The following is a 16,376-nucleotide window of genomic DNA, read 5'->3' on the forward strand; positions in this document are numbered from 1 at the left end:
TGTAAGGGGATCAGAGAATGCGGTTTTTCGGATCCTGTCGGGCTATTTTGGCCCGGATTCGGGCTTCCAGCTGATCCACGATATTTTCATTATCGAAGCGTTCCTTCTGGCGTTCTCCGTTTAAATAATAGCCGCTCTTTTTATTGCCGCCGGTAACGCCGAGATCGGCGACCAAGGCTTCGCCGGGGCCGTTTACCACACAGCCGATAATGGAAACGTCGAGCGGGGTAATAATATCTTCCAAGCGCTGTTCAAGCGCATTAACCGTTCCTATCACATCAAATTCCTGACGCGAGCAGGTCGGGCAGGCGATAAAATTGATACCGCGCGAGCGGATACGCAGGGATTTCAGAATATCGAAACCGACTTTGATTTCTTCCGTTGGATCCGCTGCCAGGGAAACCCGGAGCGTATCGCCGATGCCTTCCGCCAACAACATTCCCAGCCCGATGGCGGATTTTACCGCACCGGCACGGGCACCGCCCGCTTCGGTAATGCCGAGGTGCAGTGGTTGTTTAATGGCTTTGGCCAACAGACGGTAAGATTCTACCGCCAGAAATACATCGGATGCTTTTACGCTGACTTTAAACTGATCGAAGTTTAATCGATCCAGAATTTCCACATGACGCAAGGCGGATTCCAACAGTGCCTGCGGCGTAGGTTCGCCGTATTTTTCCTGAATGTCTTTTTCCAGCGAGCCCGCATTTACACCGATTCGGATCGGAATATTTTTATCTTTGGCGCAATCCACCACGGCGCGGATGCGATCTTCGCGTCCAATATTACCAGGGTTGATGCGTAAACAGTCGACGCCGTATTCCGCCACTTTCAGGGCGATACGGTAATCGAAATGAATATCGGCGACCAAAGGCACCTGTACCTGCTGTTTGATCAGCTTAAAGGCTTCGGCGGCATCCATGGTGGGTACGGAAACCCGCACTATATCGGCGCCGACCCGCTGTAGAGATTTTATTTGAGCCACTGTGGCTTCTACATCGGTGGTACGCGTATTGGTCATTGACTGTACCGCTATCGGCGCATCACCGCCGACAGGGACGTTACCCACATAAATTTTGGTCGATTGACGACGTTGAATACTTGGTTTAAATGATGACATTTTTTCTTACTGCAATTTAAATTTAGCCACTCGGCCGTCGATTTTTAACGGATAGGCTTCACCCTTATAGGTGATTTTTACATTGCCCGGTGCGCCGATAATCAGGGAATAAGGCGCGCCCTGATTAAAACTCAGAGTCTCGCCACGGCGATATTCTTTTTGCGCCAGTACTCGGTTGTTAGCATCTTTAACGCTAATCCAGCAGTTACCCTTCACTTCAATTTGTAAATCACCCTGTAGCATCGGCGCGCTTTGCTCCGGTTCGGAGTTTTGAGTTGCCGGATTTCCTTCCGCCGAGACGGTATCGGGTTGCGCACTGTGCTGAATCAGCATGGCCTGTGCCGGATTGGCCCCGCCCGTACTTTCATTTTGTGTCGGAGCGACGTTATCCTCTGCGGCAGGGAATTCCGCGGCGGAGCTATGCGGGGTTAGGGGTAATTCGGCAGAAGGATTTTCCAAGCCGCTTTCCGCTTTATCCTGATCCTGCGTGGTACTTATTAGCTTATTATCGCCGCTTTCGGTATTTTCCGTTGCGACATAATTCTGCACTAGGTTATCCCGTTCATTATTGGATTGCTGGTAGTTTTCCCACCACCAGAGTGCGGTCATACCGAGTACAAAGAGGAGGACGATTAGGCTGAGATAGCCGATCCAACGACCGTGCGAGGCCGTATTCAGCACTTTCGGCGTGGTATATTTTTTATGTAATTCGACGGGTTGCGAGGCGTCCAAGGCTGCCGCTTCCTTTGCCCACAGACTATCGGGCAGTTTCAGAAAACGGGCATAGCTGCGCAGATAACCTTTCATAAAGGTCGGCGCAATGGTTTTCTGGATCAATTCATCTTGTTCGATAGCGCGCAGAACGGCCGGTCTGAGATTTAATTCGGCGGCGATGTCTTCCACGGAAAGATTCAGGTTTTCTCTGGCCCGGCGGAATTGCTGGCCGAGGGTAAGTTCGGTGTGTTCCGGTGCGGTTTCTGTGTTCATAAGCGATAATATTCGGCGGCTGGAGTCAAATAAATTGGCTAAAGTTTAAAGTCGTATGCTACCTTTTGCAACAGTTATTCTGCTTTCCTGCGGAGCAGGGGGCGGAATGCTTATTTATTCGCCGTTCCGTTTTTCCGTATGCCCCGGTCGGATACTAGCAGTTTCAGCTTTTCGGCACGGGCGGGTTCCAATTTCTCCAGTTCAAGTAAACTTTGTCGATAGCGTTCGGAATTTTGTTCGCTCAGTGCGCAGAGGGCGATATTTTCGTAGGTATCCGCACGCTGATAATAACCCGGGGTATTCAGGGCCTGTTCAAAGCGTTGGTAAGCCGTTGCAAACTTTCCCTGCCGGCACAGAAAGGCCCCGTAGTTGTTCAGTACATCGCCCCGCTTATTGTTTTTTCCGATGGCGTTTAAATAGGCTTGTTCCGCCAGCTCGGTTTCTCCTTGCTGTTGGTGGTAATAGGCGAATGCGGAATGAACCAGATAATCTTCCGGCGCATACTGTAGGGCTTTATCCAGATTAATCCGCGCTTGTACATAGTCCTGATGCTGCATATAGGCAAGGGCCAGTTCCACTCGGCTTTTCGCCGCCTGATGTCGATCGAAAGGGAAAGCGGCGTCCTGCCGTGATACGCAGGCGGATACCAGCAGGGAGAAAAGTGCGGTGGAAATCAGATAAGTTTTTTTAATATACATATTGTTCTCCCTATGCTGGCTGCTTGCTTTATTGCATCGCTTCTTTATTTTTCGGCAGTATTACCTCAGGAAAGGCGGATATCGATATTTTGCCCGAAACGTTTTTTTTCCGCAGTACGTTTGGTGCGATCTATAACCTCGCCCGCCAATTGTCCGCAGGCGGCATCAATATCATCGCCGCGAGTTTTGCGGATAATAACGGTGAAGCCGTATTCCATAAGCGTTTTCTGGAAGCGATCGACGCGGCTGTTGGAACTTTTGGCATAAGGCGCCTGCGGGAAGGGGTTCCACGGAATCAGGTTAATTTTACAAGGGGTATTTTTCAGCAACTGCGCCAGCTGATGGGCATGTTCGATTTCGTCATTCACATGATCCAACATCACATATTCAATGGTTACTTTACCATGGTTGGCGTTGGATACGCTGAGATAGCGATTGACCGAATCAATTAGACTTCGGATATTGTATTTTTTGTTAATAGGTACGATTTCGTTGCGCAATTCATCATTAGGCGCATGCAGGGATACGGCAAGGGCGACATCGATCATCTCGCTTAATTTATCCAAGGCCGGTACCACCCCCGAGGTGGAAAGAGTTACCCGCCGTTTGGACAAGCCGTAGGCGAAATCGTCCAGCATAATTTCCATTGCCGGTACCACGTTAGCGACGTTTAACAAAGGTTCGCCCATTCCCATCATTACCACATTGGTAATCGGACGTACGCCGGTAACGCCGAAATTACCGATAATTTTTGAGGCGCGCCAGACCTGGCCGATAATTTCGGATACGCTGAGGTTACGGTTGAAACCTTGTTGGGCGGTGGAGCAAAAGGTACATGCCAGAGCGCAGCCGACCTGAGAGGATACGCACAGGGTGGCTCGTTCCGGTTCGGGAATATAAACGGTTTCTACCTGTTGATCGCCGACCTGCATCGCCCATTTTATAGTGCCGTCGGCAGAACGCTGTTCCACCGCCACTTCAGGCGCTTTAATTTCGGCGACGGCTTTCAGCTTTTCACGTAGCGCCTTATTGATATTGGTCATATTATCGAAGTTATCTTCGCCGAAATGGTAGATCCATTTGACCAGTTGATCGGCACGGAAAGGTTTTTCGCCCAGTTGCTGAAAAAATTCGCGCATCTGACGGCGGGTGAGATTCATCAGGTTGATTTTTTCCGACATGTGTTCCTCTTTTGTCTCGTTATTACACCTTGCGACATTAATAAAGGGCGACATTTTACGCATTTCCCGCGCCATAATCTATCAATTTTATACAGCTGTCCCGGATTTTAAGCGTTCTTTTTCGATAGGGATCGGAAAAGAGGAGCGATGCCCCTATGGACGAGCTGTTGGCGGGCGGTAAAAAAATTAAGCGGAGATTGACTGGCGCTAAGTCGGCATTAAGATAAAAAAACCGGCGGTTGCCGGTTTCTTAAAAAGCAGGGAAAGGGGAAGTTATTTCCAGAACTGCCACCAACTTGCCGCCGGTTGCGGCGGAGCGCTGATAATGGAATTATTGATAATTTGTTTTTCATCTTCGGTTAAAGGTTTATCCAGTTTAAAGTCGGATACCAGCCCCTGCGGGTTAAAGTTTATTACTAACATATGTTGCTGCGGGGTTTCATAGCCTTTCTGCTGTAGGAAAACATAATACCAGGTATGTTGCTCAAAGGGATTCTGCAAGACCGGGGTACCCAATAAGTACTGCACTTGCTGACGCGTCATTCCCGCCTGTAGCTGCGAAACCGTTCCCGCTTCCAGATAATTTCCTTGCGGCACATCAATTCGATACACCACTTTGCTGACGGTGGAACAGCCGGTTGCGCTTAATGCGAGAATAAGTGCGGTCATAATTGATTTGATTTGCATTATGTTAACCCTTTTTTACATATGTTGTGCAAAGTAAATTCTTGCTGATAATACCTAAACTTGCCGGCCTTGCCAAATTAAATATCCGTTTTTTGCCGACGGCGCAGCTGATCTTTGAGGTTCGGCGGTAACCCTTTGATGGTCAGCATATCCTTTTCCTCGTCCCACAGAATCCGTTCGTCCAGTAAAGCGGCATCGAAACTCAAGCTAATCCCTTTTCCCGAGCCGGAATATTTAGTTAAAGATTTCAGTGCGGCTGCCACTGGGGGGATACTTGGCGCCAGCTCATAACTCTGTTCGGCGGTAAATTCGGCAAAAGTCCGTTGGTTTAGAGCGGGTAACTCCTCGGAAAGTTCCGTTAGGGCAATTTCTTCGCCGTTGTTCAGTTGTCCTTTACAGTAATCGAATACTTGTTTTTTTATTTCCCGGGTTTGATTTTGGTTCAGTTCGTTATGCGTACAGTAATCCTCAACCGCTTGCAGCAGGCATTGGTTTTGCAGGCGCGGATTAAGGCCTTCTTCGGCACCGAGAAAATCCATAAAGAAATCGCCGATTTTACGTCCCACCCGTCCTTTAATAAAGGTCAGATAGCGGTTGGAGTCGGCGTTAAGGCGCAGATCGGTCAGATTAATTCGAGCCGCAATATCAAACTGAGCAATATTTAAATACTGGGTGCGGTGAATTTCCAGATTTTCATCCACCAACATACTAAGACGGTTATCCAGCAATGCGATAAATAAGTAATCGGTGGCAAGAAAATTATATTGGCACAGAATCAAGGTGCCGGTTTCGGCAAAGGCGTATTTGCTCAGTTCATTGCATAGCAGGGCGGCGGTTTGATAGCTGAAGGGCAGAAAATCCGTTTCCTGTTCCAGCAATTCGTTAAGGGCGCGGGCGAAATCCGATTGGGGGCGGAAAATGCCATAACCTTTACTTTTGCCCTGATAGGCTTGATGCAGTTCCAGCATCAGTTGTTCCGCTTCGGCACTGACCGGCAGTAAATGTTGGCGTAGGCGGGTATCCAGACGGATATTTTCGTCCTGTTGGTTTTTGATCAACTGGTGTAAAACAATTTGATTAACGCTAATGCTCATTTTTTCGTCCGATAGACATAAAATAAAAAAGTGCTTCATTATAACCGCACTTTTTTCACGATAAAGCGGAAAATATGCTAGGATCTGCAAAATTATCGGGTATCATATTTGATTCTAAATAAAAGCTAACGGAATTCGGTAACAGCATGGCGCTTCATTCAAAATATCAGGACAAACAGGTCAACCTTATTTTAAACGACATGATCGAAGTATTGGAAAAGCATAATACGCCGGTGGATCTCTCGTTAATGGTTCTGGGGAATATGGTAACTCATCTTTTAACCGCCAATGTCGGCAGCAGTCAGCGGATTGCATTGGCCAAAGCCTTTTCCGACAGCTTACTGAAATCGGTGAGCGGGAAAGACTGAGCGGCATAAGGGCCCGGGTGCAATGAGATTTATCGGAAACGGCGGACAGTATCGCGAATCAGTGTCTCAGAAAATTTCATGGGGACATTGGTTTGCTTTTTTTAATGTACTCTGGGCCATTGTTATAGGTTCGCGCTATGCCTTTATTATCGATTGGCCCCACAGCCTGTTCGGTAAGCTGTATTTTTTCATCAGTATTCTGGGGCATTTTAGTTTTGTCGCCTTTGCCTTCTATCTATTGATTATTTTCCCGCTTAGTTTTCTGATTAAAAACGAACGTACCTTCCGCGGTATATCGGTAATTATTACCACGGTTCTGCTGACCTTATTATTGCTGGATACGGAAGTCTTCTCCCGGTTTAATCTGCACTTGTCCTCCGTTGTCTGGAATCTGTTGGTTAATCCGGATAATGGCGAACTGTCGCGCGACTGGCAGATTTTTTTCGCTCCGATGCCGCTGTTGTTATTGGTTCAGATGTTATATTCGCGCTGGTCATGGTACCGCTTGCGCAGCCTGGAACGGCAGAAATGGTTGCGTGGCGTCGGAGTATTTTTTGTAACCATGTTTATCGCCACCCATCTTATTTATGCTTGGGCGGACGCCTATATTTATCGGCCGATCACCATGCAAAAATCGAATTTCCCGCTTTCCTATCCGATGACGGCCCGCACCTTCCTGGAGAAAAACGGTCTGCTGGATAAAGATGAATACGCACAGACATTAGCACAGGAAGGCCGCCCGGACGCTCTCAATATCGAATATCCGAAACATCCTCTGCAGTTCGCCGCTATGCCACAGCGCCCGAATATTCTGTTAATCACCCTATCCGGTTTGCGTGCGGACGTTGTGAACCGGGAAAATATGCCGAATCTGTCGGCTTTTGCCGATAATGCCGCCCGTTTTACCAATCACTACAGTACGGGTTATACCGATAACAGCGGCCTGAGCGGTTTGTTTTACGGCCTGAACGCCAACTATACGGATAGTTTGCTGAATGATAAGAAAGCCTCCCCGTTAATAGAAAAACTGCGTAGCGAGGGCTACGCCTTCGGGTTGTTCTCGGCGGATAATTTTAAAGCCAGTATGCTCAGACAGGCGGTATTCCAGGGAATGGGATTACCGAAACGTAAAACCGGCAATGAAAATGCCCTGGATGCTTGGATGAACTGGCTGCAGCATAGAGATCAGCATCAGCCTTGGTTCGGTTTCCTGGATCTTGACCTGGTCGAGCAGGTACGCAACTTTAAGGACAAAAAACCGGAACAGGAAAAAGAATTTTATTTTGCCCGGCTGGCGGAGTTGGATCGTCGCTTAGGGCAACTATTTGAGCAGTTACATGATCTGGATCCCGAGGATAATACCATTGTGCTGATTAGCGCCGAGCGGGGCTATCGTTTTGGTGCGGCGGAAAATATTACGGAAGGCTATTTCGGCAGGGAAGAAATTCAGGTGCCGCTGATTATCCGCTGGGATAAATTGGGACGGCAGATATCGGATAAGCTCACCTCGCATACGGACGTGCTGCCAACTCTGATACAGTCGGTATTTCAGGGACAGAATCCGGTTTCGGATTATGCTCAGGGCGAAAATCTGCAAAATCCGTTACGGCAGTCGGATTGGGTTCTGGTTGCGGATTACCGTACCAATGTGATTATTACGCCGGAAGGTACCCAATATCATCTGGATAAAAAAGGTCAGTATCGGAAATATGACAGCAATTATCAGCCGCAGTCTTCAGAGCGGCCGCCGCTGGGGTTATTCCTCGAAGCCTTTACCCAGAGCCGTTCTTTCATTGCCAATTAGTGCCGTAAAATCGGTCAAGCGATAGCCAAAACCGATTATATTTTTAGCTGCTAACAATTTATACTATCGCACCAGTACCCGGTCAGGACTGAATTACATGTTATTAATGAAAAATCAGAGAATTTTTTATAACATCCCTTTCTTCATCATCGGTGTCAGTGCGCAGCCACTGGCCGCTTTTCTCTTTTTAATTAATCATTATTTCCGCTTGTCCGCCCGTTTGATTCAAATGCTTTCACGGAGTAATTATGAAGAATCACGTTCGTAGCTTTAAAACCTATATCAGAGATGAAATCATTAAAAAGGGCGGTTGGGTGAATACTCATGCGCATGCCGACCGTGCTTTCACCATGACGCCGGAGAAGATCCATATCTACCATAATAGTAATCTGCAGCAGAAATGGGATTTAGTGGACGAAGTAAAACGCACCTCCAGCGTAGAGGATTATTACGCCCGCTTCTGCCAAGCCATCGAACTGATGATCTCGCAAGGGGTTACCGCTTTCGGCACCTTTGTGGATATCGATCCCATCTGTGAAGATCGCGCAATTATCGCCGCCCATAAGGCGCGCGAAGTGTATAAAAACGATATTATTCTGAAATTCGCCAATCAGACCTTGAAAGGGGTAATTGAGCCCACCGCGCGTAAATGGTTCGATATAGGCTCGGAAATGGTAGATATGATCGGCGGGTTACCTTACCGCGACGAGCTGGATTACGGACGCGGTTTGGAAGCCATGGATATTCTGCTGGATAAGGCCAAATCCCTCGGCATTATGTGCCATGTGCATGTGGATCAGTTTAACAGTGCGAAAGAAAAAGAAACCGAACAGCTGTGCGATAAAACCATCGAACACGGTATGCAAGGACGGGTGGTGGCGATTCATGGTATTTCCATCGGCGCGCACCCGAAAGAGTATCGCTATGCCCTGTACCGCAAAATGCGCGAAGCGCAAATGATGGTTATCGCCTGCCCGATGGCCTGGATCGACAGTAACCGCAAAGAAGAGTTGATGCCTTTCCATAATGCTTTGACGCCGGCGGACGAAATGATTCCGGAAGGGATTACGGTAGCGCTGGGAACGGACAATATCTGCGATTATATGGTTCCCCTGTGCGAAGGCGATATGTGGCAGGAACTCAGCTTACTGGCTGCCGGCTGCCGTTTCCCGAATCTGGACGAAATGGTGAATATCGCCAGTATTAACGGCCGTAAGGTTTTAGGCTTGGATGTTTAGGCTGACCAAGTATTTTTGTGAAAGCGGGCGAATTAGCCCGCTTTTCGTTTAGGGCTTAAAAGTAAAAAACAATCCGATAGGAAAGCATCTTATGCCCTCTGTATTATTGTTTGAAAGGGAATTATGGAATCTCTCCAATTCTGTCAGCTTATTATTTGTGGTGATAATATCCGGGCTAAAAAACTCGGCTGAAAAGTACCGCACTTTTATTCTGTTGATTCTAAAGCCCGATTGAATCCGGCAAAGAACGATGGTATTCCGCCATAAGCTGTTTTAGCTGAAGGGCGTCATGGCAGGTTTTTATCTGCTGGAAAAGCGTTTCCGCCTGCGCATATTCCTTTTTCAGGTATTGTAGCCATTGTTTAATACGAGCCACATGATAAAAACCGGAATCGTGAATGTTTTCCAGTTGCGCATATTTTTGTAGCATAAGGGTAACTTGCGCCCAGGGCATTTTAGCCGCATTAAATTTGATTACCCGGCTCAGATTGGGAATATTAAGGGCGCCGCGTCCCATCATTAAATCTTCGCAGCCTGTGATTCGGCGGCAGTTTTCGCCGTCTTGCCAATTCCAAATTTCGCCGTTGGCAATTACCGGGATACGTAATTTTGACCGCACTTTACCGATTTGCCGCCAGTTAATCCGATCGGCTCGGTAGCCGTCGCTTTTGGTGCGACCGTGAATCGTGATCTCATCGGCACCGCCTTGTTGTACCGCATCGGCGATTTCAAAGGCCTGGGCAATATCGTCCCAGCCCAGGCGAACTTTAACGCTTACTGTTTGTTGCGGCGTTACGGCCTGACGAATAGCACGGGTCGCCAGATAAATTAGTTCGGGATCCTTGAGTAAACTGGCGCCGCCCTGGCTGCCGTTAACGGTTTTGGAAGGGCAACCGCAGTTTAAATCGATGCCCTGAGAGCCCAGTTCCACGGCGCGATGGGCGTTTTCCGCCAGCCATTGCGGAAATTGCCCCAGCAGCTGCACTCGTACCGGCGTGCCAGCCGGTGTTTTTCCACCGGTTTTTAACTCGGGACAAAGACGGTAAAACACTTTTTCCGGCAAAAGTTGATCCACAACGCGGATAAACTCGGAAATACAGAGATCATAATCATTCACTTCGGTAAGCAACTGGCGTACCAGCGGATCCAGTACGCCTTGCATAGGAGCTAGAATAACACGCATAGATTTAGGAATAGCGCTTATCCGGGCGACGGAGATAGAAGATTATCAGCGCCGTTATTGCCCCCAGAGTATCGGCCAGCATATCTTTCTGTGCGTCCCAGATATCTCCCTGAGAGCCGAGGAATGCGATACCCGCCTCTCCTCCTTCCAATACCGCATATTGCCATTCGATAATTTCATAAGCGGCGGCAACGGACATAATAAAGAACAGCGCAAAGAATCCGCTTAGTATCGGGCCGGCTAACTTGCGGCGTAATAAAAATTCCGCCATGGGGAAGCTATAGAAGCCGATAATGTAATGGGCCACCCGATCAAAGTGGTTACGATTTTCGCCGAGCCAAGGGGAAAGCAGAGCGTTCGCCCAATCGAAAGGAACCAGTTCAAAGGTGTAGTGGGCGCCGATCAGATGCAGAATCATCCATAGGGACATCAGGAAATAGGCGCAGTTACTGAAGCGGAAACGAGAATAGCTCAGTAGCAGAGCGGCAAACACGATAAAAATAGGCGCCACTTCCGCATACCATACGGCGCGTGAAAAGGGCGCAATGCCGGACCAGAGAGCGACGGCGCCGATAATCAGCGCCAGTAGCGCGGGGAAAAGAGGGCGTAGGGAAGCCATTATTTCCAACCTTTGGTTTTACAAATCAGATCATAGGCCGCTTGAATTTGTTGAGCTTTTTCTTTTGCCATTTCCAGCATTTCTTTCGGCAACCCTTTAGAGACCAGTTTATCCGGGTGATTTTCGTTCATTAGGCGACGATAGGCCCGCTTCACTGTTTGCTGATCATCGCTGGCGCTAACGCCCAGTACCTTATAGGCGTCTTCAATGGTCGGGCCGGAGGTGTTGCGCGCATAATCCTGACCGCCGCCGTTACCGTATTGTTGGCGGCCGTAGTTATATTGGTAACCGCCTTGGCGCTGTTGCTGAGAAAAACCGCCGCGACTGAATTGGCGTGCGGCGATTTCCATAGCCAACATCTGTTCGAATTGAAAACGGGATAGCCCCAATTCTTCCGCAACCAGAAATAACACTTCTTTTTCGTTTTGATGCAGATGATCATCGGCAAAGGCGGCCTGTAGCTGAACGTGTAGGAACATACGCAGTAAATCCGCGCGTTGACCGCAACCGATACGAAATTCTCGGATCACCTCCCGAATGGGAAAATCGGCCTGTTTTCCGCGCTGAAAGGCTTCCTGTGCCAGACGGCGGTTGGCGTCGTCCAGCTGCATTTGAGCCATGAGATTAGAGGCCATTTGAATGTCGTTTTCGGTTACTCTGCCTTTGGATTTGGTCAGATGACCGAGTACGGCGAAGGTAGTCTGCATAAACAGGGATTGGCGGGTCAGTTTCTTTTTAAAGAAAGAAGAATTGACGCTGCCCAGTTCATACAGTTTTTTATCTGCCAGATGGCCGAGAATCAGCCCCGCCAGGGCGCCGAAAAAACCGAATTTACAGCCGATGATAAATCCCAGTAATTTTCCGATAAAATGCATTATGCAACTCCGAAGAAATAAAAAATGTGGTTAGTTTAACTGATCGAATATCAATAAGAAAAGCGGAAAGATAAAAAGTGCGGTGGTTTTGTCCTAAGTTTTTTGTTGTGCGGACTACAAATAAGACAATCAAGTATGGACCGGCGGCAAGCGCCGGTCCTTTACTCTCAGAGCAGTAATAGGCTTTCCAACGCGATTTCAATCATATCGTTGAAGGTGCGCTGGCGTTCTTCCGCCGTGGTTTGCTCCCCTCTGCGGATATGGTCGGATACGGTACAGATGGTCAGCGCCTGTGCGCCGTATTCGGCGGCGACGCCGTAAATACCAGCCGCTTCCATTTCCACGCCGAGAATACCGTATTTTTCCATGATGTCGAACATCTCTACATCCGGGGTATAAAATAAATCGGCGGAAAACAGGTTGCCGACACGAACCTCGATTCCTTTCTGCTTCGCCGCTTGCACGGCGGCCTGAACCAGATTAAAGTCGGCAATGGCGGCAAAATCGTTATCTTTAAAACGGATGCGGTTGACTTTGGAATCGGTACAGGCGCCCAGCCCGATAATAACATCGCGCAGTTTTACATCCGCCCGCACCGCACCGCAAGAACCGACTCGGATAATTTTTTTCACCCCGTATTCGGTGATCAGCTCTTTGCTGTAAATAGAGCAGGAAGGGATCCCCATGCCATGCCCCATTACGGATACGCGACGGCCTTTATAGCTGCCGGTATAGCCGAGCATATTGCGCACGTTGGTTACTTCCTGAGCCTGTTCCAGAAACATTTCGGCGATATATTTGGCGCGGAGCGGATCGCCCGGCATTAATACGACTTCTGCGAATGCGCCGGCCGGCGCGTTAATATGTGGCGTCATAGTATTTTCCTTCTGTAATGATTAAGCAAGTTGTCCTTTATGCCGTTGCCGGCGCTCAGTCGAATTTAATAATAGCCGTACCGTAATCCATCGGCGACAGTTTGAAATATTCGGCGATGGTCTGACCGATGTCGGCAAAGGTCATACGTTTGCCGAGGAATTCTTTCGGTACCTGTGCGCCGTAGATTAATACCGGAATATGTTCGCGGGTATGATCGGTTCCCGACCAGGTCGGATCGCAGCCGTGGTCGGCCGTGATAATCAGTAAATCTTCGTTGCTGACCAGCGCCAGCAATTCCGGTAGACGGCGATCAAAATATTCCAGTGCGGCGGCATAGCCGGCAACATCGCGGCGGTGGCCGAAATCGGAGTCGAAGTTCACAAAGTTAGTGAAAACAATGCTGTTATCTCCCGCTCTTTGCACTTCGACCAAGGTTTTGTCGAATAATTCCTCCAAGCCGGTCGCTTTAATTTTACGGGTGATGCCGGTATGGGCGTAAATATCGGCGATTTTACCGATGGAAACCACTTCGCCCTGTTTTTCTTCCGTGAGCTTCTGCAATACAGTCGGAGCCGGCGGTTCCACCGCATAATCCTTGCGGTTACCGGTACGGCTGAATTCTCCCGCTTTGGCGCCGATAAAAGGGCGGGCGATAACGCGACCGATATTATAGCTTTCCAGTTCACGACGTACGATCTGACAAAGCTCGTAGAGTTTTTCCAGGCCGTAGCTTTCTTCGTGGCAGGCGATCTGGAAGACGGAATCCGCCGAGGTATAAAAAATCGGTTTACCGGTACGCATATGTTCTTCGCCCAGTGCGTCCAAAATTACCGTGCCGGATGAATGGCAGTTGCCCAGATACCCCGGTAATCCCGCTTTTTCTACGATACGATCCAAGAGTTCCTGAGGGAAACTGTTTTTATGTTGCGGGAAGTAGCCCCAGTCGAACAGAACGGGAACTCCGGCGATTTCCCAGTGGCCGGAGGGGGTATCTTTGCCGGAAGAAATTTCTTGAGCATAGGCGTAACCGCCGATAATTTCCGGGTTAGGTTCAAATTCTGCCGGCAGTTGACCGCAGGAGGCTTTTGCGGCTAAGCCGAGGCCGAGTTTTTCCAGATTGGGCAAACGCAACGGGCCGCTGCGGTCGCCGTTGTCAGCTTGGTTCCGTGCACAGCGTTCGGCGATATGTCCCAGAGTATTGGAACCGGCGTCGCCGAATTTGTCGGCGTCATCCGCCGCACCGATACCGAAGGAATCCAGCATCATAATAAATACACGTTTCATTTTTCTGTCCTCATTAAAAGCAAACGTTTACTTGCCGTAAATATGACGACACCACGAAAATTTCGTGGTGTCTAGGCGCTCGGGGGCGCTTTTATCTTTGTGGGCGGAATATGTCCGCACTAAAAATTCGTATGGGATTATACCGCACTTTTGCCCCGGATTTAACTATTCTCTTAGCCTAAGGCGGCACCGCTTAAGCTGATAAAGATGCCGGCGATGGTGGCGCTCATCAGGTTGGCTAAAGAGCCGGCGATCACCGCTTTAATCCCGAGGCGGGCAATATCGCCGCGGCGATTCGGCGCCATACCGCCCAAACCGCCGATAAGAATAGCGATGGAACTGAAGTTGGCGAAGCCGCATAAGGCGAAGGTAATAATAGCTTTGGTTTTATCCGCCAGTTGCACCGGCGCGTCGCTACCCAGATAAGGTGCAAATTCCGCATAGCCGACGAATTCGTTAATCGCCAGTTTGGTACCTATCATACGTCCGGCAATTTCCGCATCCTCCCAAGGTACTCCGATAGCCCAGGCGAGGGGTTTGAATATCCAGCCGAAAATGGCGCCCAGAGATAATTCCGGCATATGGAACCAGGAGCCGATCCCGGACAGAATGCCGTTGATTAGGGCGATTAAGGCCACAAAGGCGATTAACATCGCACCGACATTAAGGGCAAGCTGCATACCGGAAGAAGCGCCCGAAGCGGCGGCATCCAGAATATTGGCCGGTTTTTCGATGCTGACTTTTTCAATATCGTCATTGAATTTTTCCGTTTGCGGGATAATGATTTTGGCAAATAATAAACCTGCCGGCGCCGCCATAAAGGAGGCGGCGATTAAATAGGTAAGAGGAACGCCCATTCCCGCATAACCCGCCATCACTGAACCTGCAATTGACGCCAGACCGCCGCACATCACGGCGAACAGTTCAGATTCGGTCATTTTGCTGATATAGGGCTTAACGATGAGCGGTGCTTCCGTTTGACCCACAAAAATATTGGCGGCGGCGGACATGGATTCCGCTTTTGAGGTGCCGAGCAGTTTCTGTAAAGCACCGCCGATAATGCGGATAATCCACTGCATTACGCCGATATAATACAGTAGCGAGATTAATGCGGAGAAGAATACGATGCTCGGCAAAACGCGCACGGCGAAAATAAAGCCGTCGCCGCCGAACAGTTCAAAGATTTTATCCCCAGCAAGGCCGCCGAATACGAATTTAATTCCTTCGTTACCGTAGGCGATCACTTTAGCTACGCTGTCAGCTACCGCAACTAATATATTTCTGCCGGCCGGTACATAGAGAATAAAGGCGCCGATCAGCACTTGAATCAGCAATGCACCCAGTACGGTGCGGTAGTTGATGGCCTTACGATCGGACGAAAGCAGATAAGCGATCGCCAGTAATAGGATCATGCCGAGAATCCCGGTTAATATGCTCATAAATACCTCAAAAATAAATGGTTCGACCCGTATAAATTATGCGGGGCTACTATACCGATTTTTGCGCTGAAAATCTTGCGTGATTTTTAGAAAATGCGATCTTATTCTGATTTTTTATGCAAAAAAGACGGTTCATAAGGCGGTACTTTAGTCTGTTTCGACATATATTATGCTTTTCTTTTGTTTCACTTAGGGAAGGCTTGATCTATGATAAGAGCCTATCCCTTTAACTTCGCTCGGCTATGCAACAAAAACTAAAATTTATTCCGCATACAAAATGGACGGCGACCTCACTTTGGTCTTTGGAATATCCATCTTTATCCATGCTCTTTTTTTCGCTGATTATCGTCGGTATCGGCGAGGGCGTGTTATTGCTATCGAATTTAGGTTCCGCCCCCTGGACTACCTTGTCGCAGGGAATTGCCATACAGGGCGGTTTTAGTGTCGGTTGGGCTTCTTTCTTTATCAGCTGTGCGGTGATGCTGGCCTGGCTGCCGCTACGTTTAAAAATGGGCATAGCCACTTTGCTGAATGTGGTGGTGATAGCCTTTTTTCTGGGCTTAACCACCTCTTGCGCTCCCGTTCCCCATACGCTGATATGCCGTTTTATCTATGCCCTGATCGGGGTTTTACTGTTCGGAATCGGTACCGCATTTTATCTGACCTGCCACCAAGGAGCGGGACCGCGGGACGGCTTGATGGTAGGTTTATGCCAACGTTTCCACTGGAAGGTAGCGGTGGTTCGAACCACAATTGAAGTCAGCGTTTGTTTGTTGGGTTGGTTGCTCGGCGGTGTGGTTGGCATCGGCACCCTATTATTTGCTCTGTCTATCGGGTGGGTGGTGCAGGTTACCCTGCTGTTAATTGCCCGTTCCCCCTTTATCCTTGAGGATAAGCCTGTTTAGTCGGTTACAAGCTCAGTTTTT

Annotated in this window: 16 protein-coding genes; 4 read left to right on the forward strand and 12 right to left on the reverse strand. The window is 48.9% G+C overall.

The genetic code is table 11. From position 1 onward, the window contains the following. Positions 1–10 precede the first annotated feature (10 nt). From ispG to yejK, 6 genes are all read right to left on the reverse strand, one after another. Positions 11–1,117, reverse strand: coding sequence for a flavodoxin-dependent (E)-4-hydroxy-3-methylbut-2-enyl-diphosphate synthase (ispG, locus tag EDC45_RS00805; protein ID WP_133542504.1), 1,107 nt, complete (start codon positions 1,115–1,117; stop codon positions 11–13). A 6-nt stretch (positions 1,118–1,123) separates the two neighbouring features. Further along, positions 1,124–2,104, reverse strand: coding sequence for a RodZ domain-containing protein (locus EDC45_RS00810; protein WP_133542506.1), 981 nt, complete (start codon positions 2,102–2,104; stop codon positions 1,124–1,126). A gap of 110 nt (positions 2,105–2,214) precedes the next feature. After that, positions 2,215–2,802 (reverse strand): type IV pilus biogenesis/stability protein PilW, encoded by a 588-nt coding sequence (pilW, locus tag EDC45_RS00815; protein ID WP_133542508.1) that lies wholly within the window; start codon positions 2,800–2,802, stop codon positions 2,215–2,217. 65 nt (positions 2,803–2,867) lie between these two features. Continuing rightward, positions 2,868–3,983, reverse strand: coding sequence for a dual-specificity RNA methyltransferase RlmN (gene rlmN / locus EDC45_RS00820; RefSeq protein ID WP_208107228.1), 1,116 nt, complete (start codon positions 3,981–3,983; stop codon positions 2,868–2,870). A gap of 273 nt (positions 3,984–4,256) precedes the next feature. Next, positions 4,257–4,670 carry an outer membrane protein assembly factor BamE gene (gene bamE, locus EDC45_RS00825; protein WP_133542510.1) on the reverse strand — a complete coding sequence of 138 codons (414 nt, stop codon included), beginning with the start codon at positions 4,668–4,670 and terminating at the stop codon, positions 4,257–4,259. 77 nt (positions 4,671–4,747) lie between these two features. After that, positions 4,748–5,764 (reverse strand): nucleoid-associated protein YejK, encoded by a 1,017-nt coding sequence (yejK, locus tag EDC45_RS00830; RefSeq protein WP_133542512.1) that lies wholly within the window; start codon positions 5,762–5,764, stop codon positions 4,748–4,750. A gap of 146 nt (positions 5,765–5,910) precedes the next feature. Between yejK and EDC45_RS00835 the strand changes: the two genes are divergently transcribed. The 3 genes from EDC45_RS00835 to EDC45_RS00845 all read left to right on the forward strand — a co-directional run bounded on the left by EDC45_RS00835 (position 5,911) and on the right by EDC45_RS00845 (position 9,174). Beyond that, a complete protein-coding gene (locus EDC45_RS00835) occupies positions 5,911–6,132 on the forward strand; it encodes a YejL family protein (RefSeq protein ID WP_133542515.1) in 222 nt (73 codons plus the stop codon). 22 nt (positions 6,133–6,154) lie between these two features. Further along, positions 6,155–7,936 carry a DUF3413 domain-containing protein gene (locus EDC45_RS00840; protein ID WP_133542517.1) on the forward strand — a complete coding sequence of 594 codons (1,782 nt, stop codon included), beginning with the start codon at positions 6,155–6,157 and terminating at the stop codon, positions 7,934–7,936. A 248-nt stretch (positions 7,937–8,184) separates the two neighbouring features. Beyond that, positions 8,185–9,174 carry an amidohydrolase family protein gene (locus EDC45_RS00845; protein WP_133542518.1) on the forward strand — a complete coding sequence of 330 codons (990 nt, stop codon included), beginning with the start codon at positions 8,185–8,187 and terminating at the stop codon, positions 9,172–9,174. 220 nt (positions 9,175–9,394) lie between these two features. Here the strand turns inward: EDC45_RS00845 and dusC are convergent, their stop codons facing one another. The 6 genes from dusC to EDC45_RS00875 form a co-directional block, all read right to left on the reverse strand. Next, positions 9,395–10,357, reverse strand: coding sequence for a tRNA dihydrouridine(16) synthase DusC (dusC, locus tag EDC45_RS00850; RefSeq protein WP_133542520.1), 963 nt, complete (start codon positions 10,355–10,357; stop codon positions 9,395–9,397). A 4-nt stretch (positions 10,358–10,361) separates the two neighbouring features. Beyond that, a complete protein-coding gene (locus EDC45_RS00855) occupies positions 10,362–10,976 on the reverse strand; it encodes a DUF2238 domain-containing protein (protein ID WP_208107229.1) in 615 nt (204 codons plus the stop codon). After that, the gene (djlA, locus tag EDC45_RS00860; RefSeq protein WP_133542522.1) at positions 10,976–11,851 is read right to left on the reverse strand and encodes a co-chaperone DjlA; all 876 of its coding nucleotides are present in this window, start codon (positions 11,849–11,851) and stop codon (positions 10,976–10,978) included. Before djlA ends, EDC45_RS00855 begins: the two co-directional genes overlap by 1 nt. Positions 11,852–12,018: 167 nt before the next feature. After that, complete coding sequence (deoD, locus tag EDC45_RS00865; protein WP_133542524.1) at positions 12,019–12,726, reverse strand: purine-nucleoside phosphorylase; 708 nt, start codon at positions 12,724–12,726, stop codon at positions 12,019–12,021. 55 nt (positions 12,727–12,781) lie between these two features. Further along, entirely contained in the window at positions 12,782–14,011 is a 1,230-nt protein-coding gene (locus EDC45_RS00870) for a phosphopentomutase (protein ID WP_133542526.1), read from the reverse strand. 173 nt (positions 14,012–14,184) lie between these two features. After that, complete coding sequence (locus tag EDC45_RS00875; RefSeq protein WP_133542528.1) at positions 14,185–15,450, reverse strand: NupC/NupG family nucleoside CNT transporter; 1,266 nt, start codon at positions 15,448–15,450, stop codon at positions 14,185–14,187. 242 nt (positions 15,451–15,692) lie between these two features. On the opposite strand from EDC45_RS00875, the gene yczE reads away from it, so the two are divergent. Continuing rightward, entirely contained in the window at positions 15,693–16,355 is a 663-nt protein-coding gene (gene yczE / locus EDC45_RS00880) for a membrane protein YczE (RefSeq protein ID WP_133542530.1), read from the forward strand. Positions 16,356–16,376: the final 21 nt, after the last annotated feature.

The organism is Mesocricetibacter intestinalis, from assembly GCF_004363295.1.
Classification (GTDB): domain Bacteria; phylum Pseudomonadota; class Gammaproteobacteria; order Enterobacterales; family Pasteurellaceae; genus Mesocricetibacter; species Mesocricetibacter intestinalis.